Raw genomic sequence first — 21,002 nt, 5'->3', positions numbered from 1 at the left:
CCTCCTTACCGGCGCCGGTCGCCGCGATCGCCGCGATCGCGGTCGTCGCGCTTCTGCATCTGCACGGAGGGACCTTCCTCGTGCTCGTCGACCTTGAGGGTCAGGACGCGCATCACGTCGTCATGCAGGCGCATCAGGCGCTCCATCTCCTGCACGGCCGGCGCGGGGGCGTCGGTGCGCAGGTAGGCGTAGTGCCCCTTGCGGTTCTTGTTGATCTTGTAGGCCATCGTCTTGACGCCCCAGTACTCGCTTTCGACGACCTTGCCGCCGTTGTCCGCGAGGACGGTGCCGAAGTGCTCGACGAGGCCCTCGGCCTGGGTGTTGGAGAGGTCCTGGCGCGAGATGAAGACATGCTCGTAAAGCGGCATGCGATCTCCTGTTTTCAGGCGCACTTCAAAGGGCGGGTCATGCCTTCCGCGCCCGCCCACGAGAGGCTGCGCCGGTCACGTGTCTGCGGAAGGTGGCGCCTTATACACGAGGACCCGCGACTTGCAAGCTCGCGCTCCCGCCGCCAGCGCCGAGGCACGCGTTGCGCGCATTTGCCGCGCAGGCTATGCAGCGAGGACACGCAGGGAGGCTGGATGTCGCGCGCTTTTCTCTTTCCGGGTCAGGGGGCCCAGACGGTTGGCATGGGCCAGGCGTTGGCCGAAACCTATCGGGCAGCGGCCGATGTCTTTGACGAGGTCGACGAGGCGCTCGGCGAGAAGCTGTCGCTGCTGATCTGGGAGGGTGAGCAGAACGCATTGACGCTGACGGCGAATGCGCAGCCGGCGCTGATGGCGACGTCGCTCGCCGCGGTTCGGGCGCTCGAGGCCGAGGGGGTCGAGGTGACGAGCGCGGCCTTCGTGGCAGGGCATTCGCTTGGAGAGTATTCGGCGCTGGCGGCCGCGCGGTCGATCGGTGTCGCAGACGCCGCACGCCTGCTGCGGATCCGGGGGCGCGCCATGCAGGAAGCGGTTCCGGTCGGCGAAGGCGCGATGGCGGCGATCCTTGGGCTGGACCTGCCAGCTGTGCAGGCGCTGGCCGAGGAGGCGGCCGAGGGCGAGGTCTGCCAGGCGGCGAACGACAACGATCCGGCGCAGGTGGTGGTTTCGGGAAGCCGCACGGCGGTCGAGCGCGCGGCTGAGCGGGCCAAGGAGAAGGGCGCGAAGCGGGTGCTGCTGCTTCCGGTTTCGGCTCCGTTCCACTCGGCGCTGATGCAGCCCGCGGCAGAGCGGATGCAAGCGGCGTTGGACGACGTCAGCATCGAGACGCCTGTCGTTCCGGTGGTGAGCAATGTGACTGCGGAGGGCGTGAGCGACCCGGAGGCGATCCGCGATCTTCTGGTCCGGCAGATCACCGGCATGGTCCGCTGGCGCGAGAGCGTCGCCTGGATGTCGGCTCAGGGCGTGACGGAATTTTGGGAGTTGGGTGCCGGCAAAGCCCTTTCCGGAATGGTGCGGCGCATCGAGAAGTCGGCAGCGGTGCGCAACATCGGCGCGCCCGAGGATGTCGCCGCCGCGTCTGCCGGCAACTAGGGAGGAAGCATGTTCGAGTTGAGCGGCCGAAAGGCACTGGTCACCGGTGCGTCCGGGGGCATCGGAGCGACCATCGCCGAGACGCTGCACGGAGCGGGCGCCACGGTCGGCCTTTCCGGCACGCGTGAGGGGCCGCTGGCGGACCTGGCGGGACGGCTCGGCGACAGAGCGCACGTCTTGCCGTGCGACCTGTCGGACGCGGCGGCCGTTGACGCCCTGCCAAAGCAGGCCGCGGAGGCGATGGGCGGCGTCGACATACTGGTGAACAACGCTGGCATGACGCGAGACAACCTGTTGATGCGCCTCTCGGACGAGGATTGGGCGGCGGTGCTGTCGGTGAATCTGACGGCGGCGATGAAGCTCTGCCGCGGCGTGCTGCGCGGCATGATGAAGGCGCGCTGGGGGCGGATCGTGAACGTCTCCTCGGTAGTGGGCGCGACCGGCAATCCCGGCCAGACTAACTATGCAGCCGCCAAGGCCGGCATGGTGGGCATGTCCAAGAGTCTGGCGCACGAGGTGGCGACGCGCGGCATCACAGTGAACTGCATCGCGCCCGGCTTCATCGAGACGGCGATGACGGACAAGCTGAGCGAGGAGCAGAAGAAGGCGATACTCCGGCAGATACCATCGGGCCGCATGGGTACGCCCGCCGAAGTCGCGGGCGCCGTGCTCTACTTGTCAAGCCCGGAGGCGGCCTACGTCACGGGGGCCGTGCTGCACGTCAACGGCGGCATGGCGATGATCTGAGGGCGAGGCATTTGCGTTTGCCTTCGCCAAGCGGTGTGATATAGGCGGCGGACCATTTTTCGGGGTCCACGACGCCGCCGGAAATGCCTGCCATTATGGCGGTTTGACAAGGCCAACAGGCCGTTCGACAAAAGCAGCGGGCGAAGATCCCGGCAAATGTGAGGACAAGACATGAGCGACATCGAAGATCGGGTGCGCAAGATCGTCGTCGAGCATCTGGGCGTCGAGGAGGAGAAGGTGACGGAGAACGCTTCGTTCATCGACGACCTCGGTGCAGACAGCCTCGACACGGTGGAGCTCGTCATGGCTTTCGAGGAAGAGTTCGGAATCGAGATACCGGATGACGCGGCCGAGACGATCCAGACGTTCGGAGACGCGGTGAAGTTCATCAAGGACGCGCAGTAGGCATCCGGGCCACGGTTTGCGTTGAGCGGCGGCACTCTCGCGGGTGCCGTCATTTTCGTTTCAACGGTCGGCGGCATGACGCCTGCACGGCGACGGGGCCCGGCGCGGCTTGCGCGCAGATTGCGCAGCAGAGACGCCGCGTGTAACACGCCATCAGGATCAACGACGTGAGGCAGGGCGAGATGCGGCGAGTCGTGGTGACGGGTCTGGGTATGGTCACGCCTCTGGCATGCGGTGTCGAGCCGACTTGGCGCCGGCTGCTCGCTGGCGAGTCGGGCGCGGGCACGATCACCCGTTTTGATGCCAGCCACCTCGCCACCACCTATGCCTGCGAGGTTCCCCGCGGCGATGATGCGGAGGACGCGTTCCGCCCCGACGAGTGGCTGGAGCCCAAGGAACAGCGCAAGATTGATGACTTCATCCTGTACGGGCTGGCGGCGGCCGAGCAGGCTGTCAGCGACGCGGGCTGGAAACCGGAAGACGAGGAGGACCGCCTGCGCACCGGAGTCATGATCGGCTCGGGTATCGGAGGTCTGGAGTCAATCGCCGACACGGCCGTTCTCATCAAGGAGAAGGGGCCGCGGCGCGTATCCCCGTTTTTCATCCCGGGCGCGCTCATCAATCTGGTCTCGGGGCAGGTTTCGATCCGCTACGGATTCAAGGGACCGAACCATGCAGTCGTCACCGCCTGTTCGACCGGGGCGCACGCGATCGGCGACGCGGCGCGGCTGATCATGCTTGGCGACGCCGACGTCATGGTGGCGGGCGGCGCGGAATCGCCCATCAGTGAGATCGGAATCGCAGGCTTCAACGCCTGCAAGGCGCTCTCCACCAAGCGCGGGAACGCGCCCGAGACGGCCAGCCGTCCGTACGATGTCGGTCGCGATGGCTTCGTGATGGGCGAGGGGGCAGGTATCGTCGTGCTGGAGGAGCTGGAACACGCGCGGGCGCGCGGGGCCAAGATCTACGCCGAGGTGCGCGGCTACGGCATGTCGAGCGATGCCTACCACATCACCGCTCCGTCCGAGAATGGCGAAGGTGCGGAGCGTTCTATGCGAGCGGCTCTGAGGAGCGCCCAGATGGAGCCGGGAGACATCGACTACATCAACGCCCACGGCACATCCACGATGGCGGATACGATCGAGCTCGGTGCGGTCGAACGGCTGATGGGCGAAGCGGCGGATAAGGCGACAATGACGTCGACCAAGTCGTCCATTGGCCACCTCCTCGGGGCCGCGGGCGCGGTCGAGGCGATCTTCTGCACCCTCGCGATCCGCGACAACGTCGCTCCGCCGACGATCAACTTGGACGAGCCGGCGGTGATGCCGCGGCTCGACCTCGCGCCGAACGTCAAGCGTGAGAGGCAGGTCGACGTGGTTCTGTCGAACTCGTTCGGCTTCGGCGGCACCAACGCCTCTCTGATCCTGTCGCGGCTGGCCGACTGATGTGGCGTCATATCGCGTCGAACGCGCTCACGCTGGGAGTGGTCGCTCTTGCCGTGATGAGCGGCATCGTCGTCTGGGGGCGTGCGCAGTACAGTGAGCCGGGTCCGCTGGCCGAGGCGATTTGCCTCCGCGTCGAGAGCGGCTCCAACATGGGCGCGGTATCGAGGGAGCTCGAGGGGCGCGGCGCCGTCAGCAGCGCGCCGATCTTCCGGATCGGGGCCGACTACACGGACAAGTCGCAGGAGCTGAAGGCCGGGAGCTTCCTGGTGCCCGCAGGAGCATCGATGTCCGAGATCGTCGATATCGTGACGCGAGGCGGCCAGAGCACGTGCGGTACCGAGGTCGTCTTCCGCATCGGCGTGACATCCGAGAGCGTGCAGGTGCGGGAGCTGGACGTCGCGAGCAACAGGTTCGCCGTTTCTGCAGAGTTCGAGCCGGATAGCGAGGAGGCGCCGGAGGCATATCGCGCGGCGCGGGAGCTGGACGACACGCGCTATCGCGTGGCCGCGGCCGAGGGCGTCACCGTGGCGCAGGTGGTGCAGGCGCTCGAAGAGGTTGATTTCCTGCAAGGCGAAGTGACAGAGCTTCCCCCGGAAGGATCGCTGGCGCCCGAGAGCTATGAGGTCGAGGTCGGCGCCGACCGGCAGGAGCTGGTCGAGCGGATGCGGAGCCTGCAGGCCGACCGGCTGGAAGCGGCTTGGCGGGAGCGAGCCGCAGATCTGCCTATCGGATCGCCGGAAGAGGCGCTGGTTCTCGCCTCGATTGTCGAGAAGGAGACCGGGGTGCCGGAGGAACGCGAGCAGGTTGCGTCCGTCTTTGTGAACCGCCTGCGCGAGGGGATGCGGCTGCAGACGGACCCCACGGTGATCTATGGCATCACGGGCGGAGAAGGCGCGCTGGGGCGGGGTCTTCGGCGAAGCGAACTGGACGCTGCAACGCCCTACAATACTTACGTCATCGATGGCTTGCCGCCGACGCCGATCGCCAATCCCGGTCTCGCCAGCATACAGGCGGCACTGAATCCGGCAGATACCAATTATCGCTACTTCGTGGCGGACGGATCCGGCGGCCACGCCTTTGCCGAGACGCTGGAGGAGCACAACGCCAACGTCGCACGGTGGCGTGAGATCGAGGCGGAGCAGGCGGGTCAATAGCTGCGCAACTGCAAGTTTAGCGCTTGACTCGCCGAACGCTTGCAGGTATATCTCGCTGCAAGATGGGAAAACTGGGTCAACGGCCGGGGCGAAAGCCTGCGGCCGTTTTTGATTCCAGCTTCCGATCACCGCGACAGACGGAAAACCAGCAATGCAGCCAAGCCCCTCCTTTGGAAGCGAGGGATCTGCATCGGATATCCTGAGGCAGACCGAAGCCCATTACGAACGCGCGATTCAGGCGCTCGGCGCACTGATCCAAAGGATCGAGAGCGGCGATCTCGGCGCGCGGACCGAGGTTCAGCAGACGGCGACGGATGTCCGCAAGGCGATGCAGACCTTCTTCGATGAAAGGAAGAAAATTGAGGACCAGCTTCGACGGGACACCGGCGTCGTACACGCCGTCGCTCTCGACTTCAACGCCGCAAGAGATGAGATCGGGCGCCGCCTGGATCGCCTCAGAGCCGCCCGAGCTGCAGAATGAGTTCCTGGACGGGCTGACCGAGCAGACGCTGATGGCGCTGCCCTTCATGTTCGAGTTCTGGGCGCTCCCGCACCAGCTGCCACCCGAAGGCGAGTGGTTTACATGGGTCATCCTAGGTGGTCGCGGGGCCGGCAAGACGCGCGCCGGTGCGGAATGGGTCCGCGCTATGGTCGAGGGGTCAAAACCTCTTGATTTCGGCAAGGCGCGCCGTGTGGCACTGGTCGGGGAGACGATCGACCAAGTCCGCGAGGTGATGATCTTCGGCGACAGCGGCATCCTCGCCTGCTCACCCCCCGACCGTCGGCCGGTCTGGGAGGCGAGTCGCCGGCGCCTTGTCTGGCCGAATGGCGCGACGGCGCAGGCCTTCTCCGCGCACGACCCTGAAAGCCTTCGGGGACCGCAGTTCGACGCGGCGTGGGCGGACGAGCTGGCAAAGTGGAAGAAGGCCGAGGAGACATGGAACATGCTTCAGTTCGGCATGAGACTTGGAGATCGTCCCCGTCAGGTGGTTACCACGACGCCTCGCAACAGTGCGATCCTAAGGCAGATCCTCGAGAGCCAGTCGACCGTCATCACCCATGCCGCTACAGAGGCCAACCGCGCGAACCTGGCGGAAAGCTTCCTGCGCGAGGTGAAGGCGCGCTACGCCGGAACGCGGTTGGGGCGGCAGGAGCTCGAAGGAGTGCTGCTCGAGGATGTCGAAGGCGCCCTCTGGACGACCTCGATGGTGGAGAGCCTGCGCGTGGACGAACCGGGCCCGCTGACGCGGATCGTGGTCGCGGTCGATCCGCCCGTCACCGGCCACTCGGGCTCCGATGAGTGCGGCATCATCGTCGCAGGGGCTCGGACAGAGGGTCAGCCGCAGGAATGGCGGGCTGTCGTGTTGGAAGATGCCAGTGTGACAGCCTCATCGCCGACGGCTTGGGCAGAGGCGGCCACTGCCGCCATGGAACGGCACGGAGCCGACAGGATGGTGGCCGAGGTGAACCAGGGCGGTGAGCTGGTGGAAACCGTGATCCGGCAGATCGACCCGATGGTGCCTTACAGAAGCGTCCGGGCCTCGCGGGGCAAGACGGCGCGAGCTGAGCCGGTCGCCGCGCTCTACGAGCAGGGTCGCGTGAAGCACATGCGCGGTCTAGGCGACCTTGAGGATCAGATGTGCCGGATGACGTCCAGCGGCTATAGGGGCAAGGGCAGTCCCGACCGCGTCGACGCACTCGTCTGGGCACTGCACGATCTGATGATCGAACCTGCTGCGCACTGGCGCCGACCGCGCGTACGCCTCCTCTGAACTTCTGACACTGATGTGGTCCGAGCAAAGCCACTCCATCGCGCGGGTTCCGCCCGAGCGCCTTCTCAACGCGCCCGCTCGCGCGTCCTGAACGACCCAACCAAGGAGCGAACACCACATGTTTGATTTCCTTCGACGCAAGGCGGAGGCGCCCGAAGCGACGAAGCGATCGGCGACGGGCGCGCTGATCGCCTATCAGACCATGGGCCGCCGTGCCTGGAGCGCTAGGGACACGATCTCGCTCACACGCTCAGGATTTCTCGCGAACCCCGTCGGCTATCGTTCGGTGAGGCTGATCGCCGAGGCGGCGGCGGCGCTGCCGCTGGTCCTTCAGGACGGAGACCGACGCTACGAGGATCATGCGGTGCTGTCGCTGATCCGGCGGCCCAATCCGATCCAGGGCAAGGCCGAACTCTTCGAGGCGCTTTATGGCCATCTGCTTCTCTCCGGGGACGGGTATCTCGAAGCCGCTGGTGCGGAGCCCGGCATGCCGGCGGAGCTTCACGTCCTGCGTTCGGACAGGATGAGCATCATCCCCGGCGACGACGGCTGGCCGATTGCCTACGAGTACGCCGTCGGGGCGCGGAAGCATCGCTTCGACCTCGTGGAGGGGCCGCCGGCAATCTGCCATATCCGCAGCTTCCATCCTCAAAACGATCACTACGGCCTCTCGCCGCTCCAGGCGGCGGCACAGGCACTGGACGTGCACAACAATGCGACGCGGTGGTCGCGGGCACTGCTGGAGAACGCAGCGCGTCCTTCGGGAGCGATAGTCTACAGCGGTTCAGAGGGGCAGGGGACGCTGACCAATGAGCAGTATGAGAGACTGCTCGAAGAGCTGCAGACCCAGCACCAGGGCGCGATGAACGCAGGGCGGCCCATGCTGCTTGAAGGCGGTCTAGACTGGAAACCGATGGGCTTCTCACCCTCCGACATGGAGTTCCACCAGACCAAGGAGGCGGCCGCGCGCGAGATCGCGCTGGCGTTCGGCGTGCCTCCGATGTTGCTCGGCATTCCGGGCGACGCGACCTACGCCAATTATCAGGAGGCAAACAGGGCCTTTTATCGCCTGACGGTCCTTCCGCTGGCGGCGCGGGTCACATCCGCCGTTTCGCAATGGCTGGCGGAGTACACCGGCGAGTACGTCGAGCTGCGGCCGGACCTCGATCAGGTCCCAGCCCTTGCGACCGAGCGCGACGCGCAGTGGCGGCGCGTGTCGGAAGCGGACTTCCTCTCCGACGCGGAGAAGCGCGCACTGCTCGGCCTGCCACGCCGGGCCGACGACGGAGACGAACAACAACCCGGAGACGACGAGGATGATTGATGAAGCTAGTGGGCCACTCGAGCACAAGTTCTGTCAGGGCAAGTCCTGCCTGACGGTCACGAATGGCACGCGCATCGAAGGCTATGCCTCAGTCTTTGAGAAGACCGATCAGGGTGGTGACGTGGTTGCACGCGGCGCCTACTCGCGCTCGCTGCAGGATATGGCGCGGACGCGCCGGACGGTGAAGATGCTCTGGCAGCACGACCCTGCGCAACCAATCGGTGTCTGGGACGAGGTGAGGGAGGACGAGCGCGGCCTCTACGTTTCAGGTCGCCTGCTGTCCGAGATCGCACGGGCGCGGGAGGCGGCGGCGCTGATCGAAGCCGGCGCTATCGACGGGCTCTCCATCGGCTATCGGACCCGAAAGTCCGTACGGGACGGGCGGGGCCGGCGTCTGTTGTCCGAGCTTGATCTGTGGGAGGTCTCCTTGGTGACCTTCCCGATGCACATTGACGCCAGGGTCGATGCGATGGGCGACAGGCCCGACACCACCACCCTGCACGAACTGGCCGCAGCCATCGAAGATGCGCGCCGGATGCTGGCCTCGCACTGAGGCGGCGGACCACCCACCACTACAGGAGCAGTCATGAATAGACCCGAGATCAAGGCTCGGGGCGGTGCGGTTGTGCCCGCAGGGCCCGGCACCGCCGACGAAGTAAAGTCCGCACTCGGACGACTCATGCAGGACATCACGCTGAAGCTTCAACAACAGGAAGAGCGACTGACAATGCTGGATCGAAAGTCCACCCAACTCCGCCGCCCCGTTCTCGCCACGGCGGCGGAAGCCGAAGTGCCTCACAAGAAGGCGTTCGAGTCCTACGTCCGGTCGGGTGACGACGATGCATTGCGCGGACTGGTCGTCGAAAGTAAGGCAATGAACACCGCAGTCGCGGCCGAAGGCGGTTACCTCGTCGACCCGCAGACGGCGGACAACATCCGCTCGGTCCTGCACAGCGCTGCGTCGATCCGCCGGATCGCGAATGTCGTGACGGTCGAGTCCACCACCTACGACGTGCTGGTGGATCATGCGGATCTAGGCTCCGGCTGGGCGACCGAAAGCGGAATGCTGCCTGAGACAGACACCCCCGCGATCGAGCGGATCTCGATCCCCCTGCACGAACTCAGCGCGCTTCCCAAGGCGTCGCAGCGGCTGCTGGACGATGCCGCGTTCGACATAGAGGGCTGGCTTGCGGAGCGCATCGCAGAGAAGTTCGCTCGTGCCGAGGCTGCCGCCTTCATCCTCGGCGACGGGATTGAGAAGCCGACGGGCTTCCTGCACCGACCGATGGTCGACAACGATGACTGGAGCTGGGGCTCGCTCGGCTACATCGCAACCGGTGCTGCAGGAGACTTCGGGACCGATCCGGGCGACAAGATCGTCGACCTTGTCTACTCGCTGGGCGCGCGGTACCGGGCGAATGGCACTTTCGTGATGAACTCCAAGACGACGGGTGCGGTCCGCAAGCTCAAGGACGCGGACGGCCGCTTCATCTGGTCAGACGGGCTCGCTGCCGGCGAACCGGCGCGTCTCATGGGTTATCCGGTCACTGTCGCCGAAGACATGCCGGATATGACTGACGGCGCCGCCGCAATCGCGTTCGGCGACTTCGACGCGGGATACACTATCGCAGAGCGGCCTGATCTCCGCATCTTGCGCGATCCCTTCTCGGCCAAGCCGCACGTCCTTTTCTACGCGACAAAGAGGGTCGGCGGTGACGTCAGCGACTTTGCCGCAATCAAGTTGCTGAAGTTCGCGTCCAGCTGACCTTGGGGGTGAATGCGGGTCGCTACGGCGGCCCGCGCCCCCGGCGCCAGAGCGCCCCCGCACCGGCAGCGGCCTAGCCCTGTCCGACACGAGTTGATCCGGAGACCCCCGCAATGATGTTGAGCGAGACCACCTGGGTGCCGGCCGAGGCGCTGCCGATCCAGTCATTCCGAGAACACCTGAGACTGGGCACCGGCTTCGCGGACGATTACGTCCAGGACGGTGTACTGGACGATGCGCTGCGAGCGGCCATAGCAGCGGTCGAGGGCCGCACCGGCAAGGCGCTGTTGATCCGCAGCTTCAAGTGGACGGTTTCTGCATGGCGCGACTTGGCACGTCATACGCTGCCCGTGGCACCGGTGGTACAGGTGTGTCAGCTGGCGATCGTGGACCGCACCGGTCAAGTCCACGTCGTGGACCCTTCACGATACGTCCTTGAGCGGGATGTCCATCGCCCGCGGGTGGCTTCAACGTCATTGTTCCTGCCGTCCATCCCTGTGGGCGGGCGTGCGGAGATCGACTTCGATGCCGGCTATGCCACGAGCTGGAACGAGCTGCCTGCGGATCTGACGCGCGCGGTATTTCTGCTGGCGGCGCACTACTACGAAAACCGCGGTCAGGGCTCGGCTTCGGCCGGACCGATGCCTTACGGCGTCACGTCGCTGCTCGATCGCTATCGCAATGTCAGGCTCTTTGGGGGCGCGTGATGGCGGAGGTGATGCTCAACCGAAAGCTGGTGCTCGAGGAGCCGCAGAAGGTTTCTGACGGCGCCGGCGGATTTACGGAGATATGGATGTCGCTGGGCGTTCTATGGGCGGACGTGCGTGCGGGCACCGGCTCGGAGCGCGCCGCGGCGGGAGTGCTGACCGTCTCTACGGTGCCCTACCGGATCACCGTGCGCGGCGCTCCCCACGGCGCTCCCTCGCGGCCGAAGCCGGACCAGAGGTTCCGGGAGGGCTCGCGGATCTTCCGCATACTGGCAGTTACGGAGCGGGATCCGAAAGGCACCTACCTCGAATGTTTCGCGCGGGAGGAGGTGTCGGCATGAGCTACGGCATGTCCGCCGCCTTGCAACAGGCGGTCTACCAGCGCCTGATGTCGGATGCGGCAGTCAACGCCGAGGTGGGCGAGGCGATTTACGACGTCGTGCCCGCCGGACAGGTGCCGTCCACCTATGTCAGCATCGGACCGGAAGACGTGCGCGACTGGTCCGACAAGTCGGGACACGGCGCCCGGCACGACTTCGTTGTCAGCGTCGTGACCGATGCCGCCGGCTTTCAGACGGCCAAGGCCGCCGCGGGAGCGATCGCGGACGCCCTTGTCGGCACACGGCTGCCAATGGTGCGGGGGCACCTCGTCGCGCTGAACTTCCGCCGGGCGCAGGCTCGTCGGCTGGAGGCGGGGACGATCCGGCGGATCGACCTCAGCTTCCGCGCCCACGTGCAAGATACCCATTCAACAGAATCGGAGACCAAGTGATGGCAGCGCAGAACGGCAAGGATCTTCTGATCAAGCTGGACATGACCGGAGGTGGCGAGTTCGAGACCGTCGCGGGCCTACGCGCTACTCGGGTAAGCTTCAACGCCGAAAGCGTCGACGTCACGACCCTGGACAGCGAGGGCGGGTGGCGCGAGCTGCTGACCGGCGCCGGCGTCAAGTCCGCGACAATCTCCGGGTCCGGTATCTTCAAAGACTCGGCGACCGACGAGCGTGCGCGGCGCGTTTTCTTTGAAGGAGAAACGCCGGCGTTCCAGGTAATCATTCCCGACTTCGGCATCGTCGAGGGTGCGTTCCAGCTGACATCAATCGAGTATTCGGGCGACTACAATGGCGAGGCGACATATGAACTCGCCATGGCATCGGCCGGCGCACTTGCGTTCACGGCGCTCTGATGGCGAACCCATGGAGTGGCGAGGTCGAGCTGAAACTCGACGGAGAGCCGCACACGCTGAAGCTGACGCTCGGAGCGCTGGCGGAACTCGAAGCCTCGATGAAGGCGGACAGCCTGGTTGAGCTGGTCGAGCGCTTCGAGGAACGCCGGTTCTCCACGCGCGACGTCCTTGCGCTGATCGTTGCCGGACTGCGCGGCGGAGGCTGGCGCGGTGCTGCGGAGGATCTTGTCTCGGTCGAGATCGAGGGCGGCCCGGTCGAAGCCGCGCGCGCGGCGGGTCTGCTTCTCGCCCACGCATTCAGCGCACCGACCGTCGAGGGATGAGCAGGTTCGACTGGCCGGGCTTGATGCGCGCCGGATGCAGAGGGCTTGGGCTCACGCCTCAGCAGTTTTGGCAGCTCACTCCGGTCGAGCTCCTGATCCTGCTCGGCCGCGACGTGGGGCAGGCGCCGCTCAACCGGCAGCGACTGGAAGAGCTGGCCCGCGCCTTTCCAGACAGGAAGGAACCCTAGATGCGAGAGATCGACTCGATGGGGTCGTTCGAGGACCAGGTTGCCGCGCTCGAGGAGGCTATGGCCGGAGCGCGAAACGTCGCCTCCGGCTTCAGCAGCGAGCTTGGGCGCGTGCAGTCCACGATCTCGACCACGAATAGCGGCGTGAAAAGCCTGTCGGTCAACCTCGGAAGAGACCTGAAGCGGGCTTTCGACGACGTCATCTTCGACGGACGCAAGCTTTCGGAAGCGCTGAGCCAAATCGGGCGGTCGATGATCAATACTGCCTTTTCGGCTGCGGTGAAGCCGGTCACCAACCAAGTCAGTGGACTCTTCAGCTCAGGCGTTCAGAGCCTAGTCGCTGGGATGATGCCTTTCGCGGCGGGTGGCAGCCTTACTCAAGGCCGGGTGAGAGGCTTCGCCTCGGGCGGCGTTGTATCGAGCGCCACGTCCTTTTCACTGCGCGACGGGATGGGTCTGATGGGCGAGGCGGGACCCGAGGCGATCATGCCGCTCGCTCGCGGATCGGACGGCAAGCTGGGCGTCCGCGGCGACAGCGGCAGATCGGTGTCGGTTGTCTTCAACATCTCCACGCCCGACATCGAAGGCTTCCGGCGCTCGCAGAGCCAGATCGCGGCGCAGATGAACCGCGCGCTCGGGCGCGGGGATAGAAACAGCTGAAGGAAGAGGCCACGTGGCATTTCACGAAGTGAGGTTTCCCATCGCGCTCAGCTTCGGCTCGTCAGGAGGGCCGGAGAGGCGAACGGAAGTTGTGGCGCTGGCGAACGGGTTCGAGGAGCGCAACACTCCGTGGGAGCATTCGCGGCGCCGATACGACGCGGGAGTGGGACTGAGGTCCCTCGCGGACATCGATGTGCTCATCGCGTTCTTCGAGGCGCGGCGCGGTCGACTTCACGGTTTTCGCTGGAAGGACTGGACGGACTGGACTTCGTCTGCGCCCAGCAAGGAGCCGTCGTCCGCTGACCAGCGTCTTGGAATGGGTGACGGTGAGAAGCTCTCGTTCCAGCTGGGAAAGACATACGCGTCCGGCGGCGCGAGCTATGTACGGCCGATCGTCAAGCCGGTCGCGGGCACGGTCTCGGTGGCTGTCGGCGGCGAGGACCTTCCGCCGGAGCATTGGCAGGTGGATCACCAGACCGGCGCCGTCGAATTTACCGCGCCGCCGCCGGAAGGCGCGGAGGTGACGGCTGGCTTCACTTTCGACGTCCCAGTGCGCTTCGACGTTGATCGACTCCAGATCTCGGTCTCCAGCTTCGCTGCGGGCGAAATCCCTTCAGTACCCGTCGTGGAGATCCGGCTGTGAGCCTGCTCGAGCATCTGCAGACGGGAGCGACGACGGTATGCCGCTGCTGGCGTCTGGTCAGGCGCGATGGCTTCAGCGTTGGCTTCACCGACCACGATCGGAACCTCAGCTTCGCCGGCATGACCTTCAGGGCCGACTCCGGCATGACGGCTCATGCCTTCCAGCAGGGCACGGGGCTCTCGGTCGACAATTCCGAGGCAATTGGCGTCCTGACTGGCGACGGGGTTCGAGAGACCGATGTCGAAGCAGGCCGCCTCGACGGGGCTACCGTTACCGCCTGGCTCGTGAATTGGACGAACCCGGCCGAGCGCCGGATCCAGTTTACCGGGACGCTTGGCGAGATCACCCGGAGCGGCGGAGCCTTTCGCGTGGAGCTGCGCGGCATGACTGAGGCGCTCAATCAGCCACAGGGCAGAATCTATCAGCGGCAGTGCTCTGCTGTGTTGGGAGACAGGAACTGTCGCGTCGACCTGTCGAACGGGCGGTGGTCGCGGGACGTACCGGTCGAGCACGTCGAGGCAGGTCGCGCCTTCAGCTTCACCTCGCTGCAGGACTTCGATGCGCGCTGGTTCGAGCGCGGCCGCCTGAGTGTCCTCTCAGGTGAGGCGAAGGGGTTGGTCGGAATCATCAAGAACGACCGCCACGGAGAGAGCGGCCGTGGCCTCGAGCTGTGGCAGGCGCTACGGCTGCCCATCGCCCGCGGCGACATGGTTCGGGTGGAGGCCGGGTGCGACAAGCGGGACGAGACCTGCAAGGCGAAGTTCGACAACTTCCTGAACTTCCGCGGCTTCCCGCACATCCCCGGTGAGGACTGGCTGTTGGCCTATCCGAACGACCGCAAGCCGAACGACGGGGGCAGCCTGACATGAGTTCAAGAGATGCGATCGTGGCCGCCGCAAAAGGCTGGGTCGGCACCCCTTATCGTCATCAAGCCTCGACCAAGGGCGCTGGCGCCGATTGCCTTGGCCTTCTCCGCGGCGTTTGGCGCGAACTCTACGGAGGCGAGCCGGAGCCGGTCCCGGCCTATACGCCGGACTGGGCGGAGCCGCAGCGCGAAGAGCGCCTCTGGTCGGCAGCACGCCGGCACCTCATCGAAAAGGGGACCGGCGACGCTCTGCCGGGAGACGTCCTTCTCTTCCGTATGAGGGACGGATCGGTAGCGAAGCATCTAGGCATCCTGTTGGCTGTGAGCGGCGGGTCCACTTTCGTGCATGCCTACTCCGGTCACGGGGTGATCGAGAGCTTTCTGACCGACCCCTGGCGGCGGCGCATCGTCGCCTGCTTCGCATTTCCTACCGGAGACGATTGATGGCAACGCTTGTATTGTCTGCAGCCGGCGCGGCGAGCGGCGGCATGTTCGGCTTCAGTGCATTCGGCCTGACGTCGACCATGCTCGGCCGCGCGCTCGGCGCGACTGCGGGGCGCATTATCGACCAGAGGATCTTGGGCGAAGGCTCTAAGGCTGTCGAGCATGGAGGCGTCGATCGCTTTCGCCTCACCGGCGCAAGCGAAGGCGCGGCGATCTCGCAAGTGTACGGACGCGTGCGCCTGTCCGGACAGGTCATCTGGTCGTCGCGCTTCAAGGAGCGCAAGAGGACCGAGCGGGTAGAAACCGAAGGCGGTGGAAAAGGGGCGCCGCGGCAGGAGTCCACGACCTACAGCTACAGCGTGAGCCTAGCCTTGGCGCTCTGTGAGGGAGAGATCACGCGCGTCGGGCGGATCTGGGCAGACGGCAATGAGATCCCGGCAGGTGACTTCGACCTGCGGGTCTACAAGGGCACGGAGATCCAGTGCCCCGATCCGCGGATCGAGGCGATCGAGGGTGCCGGCAATGCACCTGCCTACCGTGGCGTCGCCTACGTCGTTATCGAGGATCTGGAGCTCGGGCACTACGGCAACAGGGTGCCGCAGTTCAGCTTCGAGGTGATGCGCCCCGAACAGCCGCGATCGGAGGGCGAGGCCATCGGCTTGGCGCGATCCATACGCGGCGTCGCGCTGATGCCCGGAACGGGCGAGTACGCACTCGCGACGACGCCGGTCCATTTTTCGGATGATCCGGGCCGGAACCGCTCCGCCAACGTCAACTCGCCCTCCGGACGCACCGACCTGGTGACATCGCTCGACGCCTTGCGCGATGAGGTGCCGACATGGCAGTCCACCTCGCTCGTCGTCTCCTGGTTCGGTGACGACTTGCGCTGCGGCCAGTGCAGTCTGCGTCCGAAGGTCGAGCGCCGTGAACGGGATGGTGTGGGTATCCCGTGGACCGTCTCGGGTCTGCCGCGGAAGGCGGCGCGGCAGGTCCCGTACAAGGAGGGGCGCCCCGTCTACGGCGGCACTCCGACGGACCAGTCCGTCATTCAGGCGATCCGCGCCATCGCCGCGCGCGGGAGTGCGACCGTGTTCTACCCGTTCATACTGATGGACCAGATGGATGGTAACGGCCTGCCGGACCCCTGGAGCGATGCAAGCGACCAGCCAGCGCTGCCCTGGCGCGGGCGCATTACCCTGTCGGCTGCTCCGGGGCGGCCTGGGTCGCCGGACGGAAGCGTGGATGCACTGGCGGAGGTTGCGCAGTTCTTCGGCACGGCCTCACCCGAGCACTTCGTCATCACGGGCGACACCATAGCCTACACCGGCCCCCCCGAATGGTCGTTCCGCCGCTTCATCCTGCACAACGCGTTCCTCTGCGTCGCGGCAGGTGGCGTCGATGCCTTCTGCATCGGCTCGGAGATGCGAGGCCTGACACAGATCCGCGATGAGCAGGGCTTTCCGGCCGTCGACGAGCTGAAGCGTCTGGCACAGGACGTTCGCAAGGTACTGGGGCCTGATACCCGCATCGGCTATGCCGCCGACTGGAGCGAATATTTCGGTTATCAGCCGCAGGACGGGTCGGATGATCTCTACTTTCACCTCGACACGCTCTGGGCCGATCCGTCGATCGACTTCATCGGGATCGATAATTACATGCCGCTGTCGGACTGGCGCGATGGGCTGGACCATGCCGACGCTGCCTGGGGCTCGATCTACAACCTTGATTATCTGAAGGCGAATATCGCCGGCGGGGAGGGGTTCGACTGGTACTATGCCGACGCGGAGGCGGAGGCACGGCAGGAGCGGACGCCGATCACCGACGGCGCCTACGGCGAGCCGTGGGTCTATCGCTACAAGGATTTGGTCTCCTGGTGGTCAGAGCCGCACCACGAGCGCCGCAGCGGCGTGCGCGCGGCGCAACCGACGGAGTGGCAGCCGCAGTCGAAGCCGATCTGGTTCACGGAACTCGGATGCGCCGCCATCGACAAGGGAACCAACGAGCCCAACAAATTCCTCGACCCGAAAAGCTCCGAATCGCACCTGCCGCGCCACTCGACCGGAGTGCGCGACGACCTCATCCAGATGCAGTACCTCCGCGCAATGTTCCAGCACTGGAGCGACCCGGAGAAGAATCCGCGGTCCGAGGTCTATGGTGGTCTCATGGTCGACATGGGACGCGCGCATGTCTGGGCATGGGACGCGCGGCCGTATCCGCAGTTTCCGGCAGCCGTGGGCGTCTGGAGCGACGGCGAGAACTACAGCCGCGGTCACTGGCTGACCGGACGTGTTTCATCCCGATCGCTCGCCGACGTGGTCGCCGAGATTTGTGCGAGGTCCGGCGTCGACGCGCTCGATCTCGACCGCCTGCACGGCGTCGTGCGCGGATACACCATCGACCGCGTGGACGGAGCCAGGGCAGCGCTGCAGCCGCTGATGCTGGCCTTCGGATTCGACGCCGTCGAGCGGGAAGGACGACTTGCCTTTCGCAGCCGCACCGGCGTGGCGGATGCCACGGTGACGGCCGACGATCTTGCGATCTGCGACGAACTCGATGCCGACGTCGAAGCGACGCGGGTTCCAGAAGCGGAGAGCGCGGGCCGTGTGCGCCTGACCCATGTCGAGGCGGACGGGATTTATGAAGTCCGCGCCGCCGAGGCTGTCTTTCCTGACGACAAAGGATTGGGCGTCGCACACACCGAGCTGCCGCTGGTCCTGACGCAGGCCGAGGGCCGGAAGATCACCGAGCGATGGCTAGCCGAAACGCGGGTCTCGCGCGACAAGGTGCGGCTCGCCCTGCCGCCCAGCCGATCGTTCATCGGCGCCGGTGACACGATCCGCCTTGAGAAGGGAGGTGGCCTCTACCGCGTGGACCGGGTCGAGCAAGCGGACCTGCAACTCATCGAGGCGGTGCGGGTCGAGCCCGAAATCTATCACCCGGTCGAGGCGACCGAGGTGCCGGCACGGCTGCCGGACTTTCTCCCTGCGCTGCCAGTGTTCCCGGTGTTCCTCGATCTGCCTCTCCTAAAGGGGAACGAAGTGCCGCACGCGCCGCATCTCGCCGCGAGTGCAGATCCTTGGCCGGGACGCGTCTCGGTCTTTGCCTCGACTTCCGACGATGGGTACGTGCTGAACAGCACGATCGAGGCGGCATCCGTGATCGGCGAAACGCTGACCGACCTCCTGCCGGCACGTGCCGGAGCGGTGGACCGCGGGCCGGCCCTCCGTGTGCGGCTCTATGGCGGGACGCTTTCTTCTGCGACTTGGGATCGTGTCCTGAACGGAGCGAATGCCGCTGCAGTGGGTGACGAGGCTGCGCAGGATTGGGAGGTGCTCCAGTTTGCGTCGGCCGATCTCGTGGGTCCGAACATCTACGACCTGCGCCTCCGACTGCGCGGGCAGGCGGGCACAGACTACGGGCTCAATAGGCTGCGCCTCGCCGGAAGCCGCTTCGTGCTGCTCGACGGCGCGCCCGTGCAGGTCGACCTGCCGGCGTCTGCCCGTGGGCTGGAGCGGCATTGGCGGATCGGGCCTGCCTTCGGATCTTACGACGACACATCCTACACGCACGAAATCCGGGCGTTTGCCGGCGCGGGTCTGAGGCCGTACATGCCGGCGCACCTGCGGGTCCGGAGACGGGCGGGAAACATGGTCGCCACCTGGACGAGGCGGAGCCGGATCGAGGGAGACAGTTGGGCCGGCTACGACGTGCCGCTCGACGAACCGCGGGAGATCTATCTCGTCCGCATCCTGGCCGGCGGATTGGTCGTCCGCGAGGCAACGGCAGACGGACCTGCCTGGAGCTACTCCGCCGCGATGCAGGCCGAGGACGGGATCGCTCGGCCCTGGGACATCGCCGTCGCGCAGGTTTCCGATCGCTACGGTCCCGGTCCATTCGCAAGGAGAACGATACGATGAGTGAGACGACGCGTCTGAACCTGCCGCTGCTCGCGCCGTCGCAAGCGCAAAAGCACGTGACGGTAAATGAGGCGCTCCTGCGTCTCGACGCGCTCACCCAACTGATCCTCGTTTCGCGGAGCCGGAACGACGCACCTGCGGATGCGCTGGAGGGTCAGTGCTTTGCCGTGCCCGACAATGCGGTGGACGAGTGGTCGGGGCAGGAAGGACAGATCGCAATCTTCACGGGAGGCGGCTGGGAGTATCTGCGCCCCGCCCGCGGCTGGCGGGCTTGGATCGAAGACGAGGATGTGCTGGCGACCTACCTCGACACCTGGGAGGCCGTATCGGGCGGAGAAGCCGCGTCACCTGCGAATGGCAATGCACTGCAGACAATCGAATTCGACCACGTCGTGGAGGCGGGGGACAGCTCGGCGACGACAAAGGCAATTCCTGACGGCGCCATCGTCCTCGGTGTGACGGGCCGGGTCAAGGAACTGATTGGCGGCGCCCAATCCTTCGCTATCGGCGTGATGGCCTCGCCGGATCGCTACGGCAGTGGCATAGGAGTCCACGCTGGTTCCTGGCTCCGTGGCCTGACCTCGACGCCGCAGGCCTACTGGGGCGACACGCCACTGCTCCTGACCGCGGAGGGCGGTGCTTTCGACGGAACCGGCTTGATCCGTCTCGCAATCCACTTCTTCGAGCTTGGCCTGCCCGAGTGATGCGGCACGAGGCCCCGACGCACGCGCCGGTCGTCACGGCGCGGGCCATGCGCCGGATCATGCACGGTGATGCTGTCGCTGCAGCGCGTGCGCTGCTGGCGGTGCCGCGTGACCGCCGAGCCTGGGTAATGCACCGCATGCTTGCCGAGACTCGCGAGGCGGAGCAATGCCGGCGCGAGACTGGCCACGCGCACCCCGTCTGGGGCGACGGCTCGCTCATGGCCGCGGCGCTGCGGCGAGCGGTGTCGGCGGAGCCGCCGCTCGAAGATCCGAGCTATTGTCGCGTCCTCGCGTACGTTTATTTGTCGCTTGCGCATCAGGCGGAGGGGGGGCTTCCGCTCGATCGCAGCGGCGGGGCCTGAAGATACGGCAAGCCTTGGTCTCCTGACCGATTTTGGATTAAGCTGAACGGGCTCACAAGAGGAAGCAGCATGGTCGAAACGCGCCTGAACGTCGCCGAGCTCGATCCCGTGTGGTCGCGCATTTGCGACGACGCACGAAAAATCGTGCGGGACGAGCCGCTGCTGGGCGGCCTCGTGCATTCGGCCATCCTGCACCACGCTTCCATGGAGCGTGCGCTGGCATACTCGCTTGCTGCCAAGCTGACGGCGTCGGGCATGTCGGAGCAGTTCCTGCGGGAGGTCGCGGACGAGGCAATGGCCGCCGATCTCGCCATCGGCCGCGCCGCGCGGGTGGACTTGGTGGCGACCTTTGATCGCGATCCCGCCTGCCACCGGCTGATCCAGCCGATACTCTATTTCAAGGGCTATCAAGCGATGCAGGCCTACCGCGTCGGTCACTGGCTTTGGCGGCAGGGGCGGCACGACCTCGCATATTTCATCCAGATGCGGGTGAGCGAGCAATTTGGTGTCGACATTCATCCCGCCGCCCGCATCGGGCAGGGGATCATGATCGACCACGCGCACTCTATCGTCATAGGCGAGACCGCGGTTGTGGGCGACAACGTCTCGATGCTCCATTCCGTGACCCTCGGCGGCACAGGCAAGGAGGAGGAGGACCGGCATCCCAAGATCGGCGACGGCGTCCTGATCGGCGCGGGCGCCAAGGTACTCGGCAACATCCGCGTCGGTAACTGCAGTCGGATCGCGGCCGGCTCGGTCGTGCTTGAGGACGTGCCACCGAAGAAGACGGTCGCGGGCGTTCCGGCCCGCGTTATCGGCGAAGCCGGTTGCTCGCAGCCGTCCGTCTCGATGAATCACCTGCTCAACGGATAGAA

Annotated in this window: 25 protein-coding genes; 24 read left to right on the top strand and 1 reads right to left on the bottom strand. The window is 65.9% G+C overall.

The genetic code is table 11. The features are described 5' to 3' along the window. Positions 1–5: 5 nt before the first annotated feature. Positions 6–368 (bottom strand): 30S ribosomal protein S6, encoded by a 363-nt coding sequence (rpsF, locus tag JM664_RS12065; RefSeq protein ID WP_227420180.1) that lies wholly within the window; start codon positions 366–368, stop codon positions 6–8. A gap of 213 nt (positions 369–581) precedes the next feature. Between rpsF and fabD the strand changes: the two genes are divergently transcribed. The 24 genes from fabD (at position 582) to cysE (ending at position 21,000) form a co-directional block, all read left to right on the top strand. Further along, positions 582–1,517 carry an ACP S-malonyltransferase gene (gene fabD, locus JM664_RS12060; protein ID WP_227420179.1) on the top strand — a complete coding sequence of 312 codons (936 nt, stop codon included), beginning with the start codon at positions 582–584 and terminating at the stop codon, positions 1,515–1,517. Between the two features lie 9 nt (positions 1,518–1,526). Next, a complete protein-coding gene (gene fabG, locus JM664_RS12055; RefSeq protein WP_227420178.1) occupies positions 1,527–2,264 on the top strand; it encodes a 3-oxoacyl-[acyl-carrier-protein] reductase in 738 nt (245 codons plus the stop codon). A 171-nt stretch (positions 2,265–2,435) separates the two neighbouring features. After that, positions 2,436–2,669, top strand: a complete 234-nt coding sequence (locus tag JM664_RS12050) for an acyl carrier protein (protein ID WP_227420177.1) — start codon at positions 2,436–2,438, stop codon at positions 2,667–2,669. 182 nt (positions 2,670–2,851) lie between these two features. Next, positions 2,852–4,114 carry a beta-ketoacyl-ACP synthase II gene (fabF, locus tag JM664_RS12045; protein ID WP_227420447.1) on the top strand — a complete coding sequence of 421 codons (1,263 nt, stop codon included), beginning with the start codon at positions 2,852–2,854 and terminating at the stop codon, positions 4,112–4,114. Further along, positions 4,114–5,268 carry an endolytic transglycosylase MltG gene (mltG, locus tag JM664_RS12040; protein ID WP_227420176.1) on the top strand — a complete coding sequence of 385 codons (1,155 nt, stop codon included), beginning with the start codon at positions 4,114–4,116 and terminating at the stop codon, positions 5,266–5,268. The genes fabF and mltG overlap by 1 nt, the downstream gene beginning before the upstream one ends. Before the next feature lie 151 nt (positions 5,269–5,419). Next, complete coding sequence (locus tag JM664_RS12035) at positions 5,420–5,749, top strand: hypothetical protein (RefSeq protein WP_227420175.1); 330 nt, start codon at positions 5,420–5,422, stop codon at positions 5,747–5,749. Next, on the top strand, positions 5,697–7,040 hold the full coding sequence (locus JM664_RS12030; protein ID WP_227420174.1) for a DNA-packaging protein: 1,344 nt from the start codon (positions 5,697–5,699) through the stop codon (positions 7,038–7,040). Before JM664_RS12035 ends, JM664_RS12030 begins: the two co-directional genes overlap by 53 nt. Positions 7,041–7,158: 118 nt before the next feature. Then, on the top strand, positions 7,159–8,364 hold the full coding sequence (locus JM664_RS12025) for a phage portal protein (protein ID WP_227420173.1): 1,206 nt from the start codon (positions 7,159–7,161) through the stop codon (positions 8,362–8,364). Further along, positions 8,357–8,917, top strand: a complete 561-nt coding sequence (locus JM664_RS12020) for an HK97 family phage prohead protease (protein WP_227420172.1) — start codon at positions 8,357–8,359, stop codon at positions 8,915–8,917. Before JM664_RS12025 ends, JM664_RS12020 begins: the two co-directional genes overlap by 8 nt. Before the next feature lie 33 nt (positions 8,918–8,950). Continuing rightward, positions 8,951–10,129 (top strand): phage major capsid protein, encoded by a 1,179-nt coding sequence (locus JM664_RS12015; protein WP_227420171.1) that lies wholly within the window; start codon positions 8,951–8,953, stop codon positions 10,127–10,129. 116 nt (positions 10,130–10,245) lie between these two features. Further along, positions 10,246–10,836, top strand: coding sequence for a head-tail connector protein (locus JM664_RS12010; RefSeq protein WP_319637530.1), 591 nt, complete (start codon positions 10,246–10,248; stop codon positions 10,834–10,836). Further along, positions 10,836–11,177 (top strand): head-tail adaptor protein, encoded by a 342-nt coding sequence (locus JM664_RS12005; protein ID WP_227420169.1) that lies wholly within the window; start codon positions 10,836–10,838, stop codon positions 11,175–11,177. Before JM664_RS12010 ends, JM664_RS12005 begins: the two co-directional genes overlap by 1 nt. After that, positions 11,174–11,608, top strand: a complete 435-nt coding sequence (locus tag JM664_RS12000; RefSeq protein WP_227420168.1) for a DUF3168 domain-containing protein — start codon at positions 11,174–11,176, stop codon at positions 11,606–11,608. The genes JM664_RS12005 and JM664_RS12000 overlap by 4 nt, the downstream gene beginning before the upstream one ends. Then, on the top strand, positions 11,608–12,021 hold the full coding sequence (locus JM664_RS11995; RefSeq protein WP_227420167.1) for a phage major tail protein, TP901-1 family: 414 nt from the start codon (positions 11,608–11,610) through the stop codon (positions 12,019–12,021). The genes JM664_RS12000 and JM664_RS11995 overlap by 1 nt, the downstream gene beginning before the upstream one ends. Continuing rightward, positions 12,021–12,344: a gene transfer agent family protein gene (locus tag JM664_RS11990; RefSeq protein ID WP_227420166.1), complete on the top strand. Its 324-nt coding sequence runs from the start codon at positions 12,021–12,023 to the stop codon at positions 12,342–12,344. The genes JM664_RS11995 and JM664_RS11990 overlap by 1 nt, the downstream gene beginning before the upstream one ends. Continuing rightward, positions 12,341–12,532 carry a rcc01693 family protein gene (locus tag JM664_RS11985; RefSeq protein ID WP_227420165.1) on the top strand — a complete coding sequence of 64 codons (192 nt, stop codon included), beginning with the start codon at positions 12,341–12,343 and terminating at the stop codon, positions 12,530–12,532. The genes JM664_RS11990 and JM664_RS11985 overlap by 4 nt, the downstream gene beginning before the upstream one ends. Continuing rightward, positions 12,533–13,192 (top strand): phage tail tape measure protein, encoded by a 660-nt coding sequence (locus JM664_RS11980; protein WP_227420164.1) that lies wholly within the window; start codon positions 12,533–12,535, stop codon positions 13,190–13,192. A 13-nt stretch (positions 13,193–13,205) separates the two neighbouring features. Beyond that, the gene (locus tag JM664_RS11975; RefSeq protein WP_227420163.1) at positions 13,206–13,835 is read left to right on the top strand and encodes a phage distal tail protein, Rcc01695 family; all 630 of its coding nucleotides are present in this window, start codon (positions 13,206–13,208) and stop codon (positions 13,833–13,835) included. Then, positions 13,832–14,704, top strand: coding sequence for a DUF2163 domain-containing protein (locus JM664_RS11970; protein WP_227420162.1), 873 nt, complete (start codon positions 13,832–13,834; stop codon positions 14,702–14,704). The genes JM664_RS11975 and JM664_RS11970 overlap by 4 nt, the downstream gene beginning before the upstream one ends. Further along, complete coding sequence (locus JM664_RS11965; RefSeq protein ID WP_227420161.1) at positions 14,701–15,144, top strand: NlpC/P60 family protein; 444 nt, start codon at positions 14,701–14,703, stop codon at positions 15,142–15,144. Before JM664_RS11970 ends, JM664_RS11965 begins: the two co-directional genes overlap by 4 nt. After that, the gene (locus tag JM664_RS11960; protein WP_227420160.1) at positions 15,144–19,061 is read left to right on the top strand and encodes a baseplate multidomain protein megatron; all 3,918 of its coding nucleotides are present in this window, start codon (positions 15,144–15,146) and stop codon (positions 19,059–19,061) included. Before JM664_RS11965 ends, JM664_RS11960 begins: the two co-directional genes overlap by 1 nt. Continuing rightward, complete coding sequence (locus tag JM664_RS11955) at positions 19,058–19,765, top strand: DUF2793 domain-containing protein (protein WP_227420159.1); 708 nt, start codon at positions 19,058–19,060, stop codon at positions 19,763–19,765. The genes JM664_RS11960 and JM664_RS11955 overlap by 4 nt, the downstream gene beginning before the upstream one ends. Further along, positions 19,765–20,127: a DUF7742 family protein gene (locus tag JM664_RS11950; RefSeq protein WP_227420158.1), complete on the top strand. Its 363-nt coding sequence runs from the start codon at positions 19,765–19,767 to the stop codon at positions 20,125–20,127. The genes JM664_RS11955 and JM664_RS11950 overlap by 1 nt, the downstream gene beginning before the upstream one ends. 69 nt (positions 20,128–20,196) lie before the next feature. Beyond that, positions 20,197–21,000, top strand: a complete 804-nt coding sequence (gene cysE / locus JM664_RS11945; RefSeq protein WP_227420157.1) for a serine O-acetyltransferase — start codon at positions 20,197–20,199, stop codon at positions 20,998–21,000. Positions 21,001–21,002: the final 2 nt, after the last annotated feature.

The organism is Roseitranquillus sediminis, assembly GCF_016918935.1.
Classification (GTDB): Bacteria; Pseudomonadota; Alphaproteobacteria; order Rhodobacterales; family Rhodobacteraceae; genus Roseitranquillus; species Roseitranquillus sediminis.
Note: the sequence above shows the minus strand (reverse complement) of the source record. Positions and strands in the feature narration are given on the sequence as shown.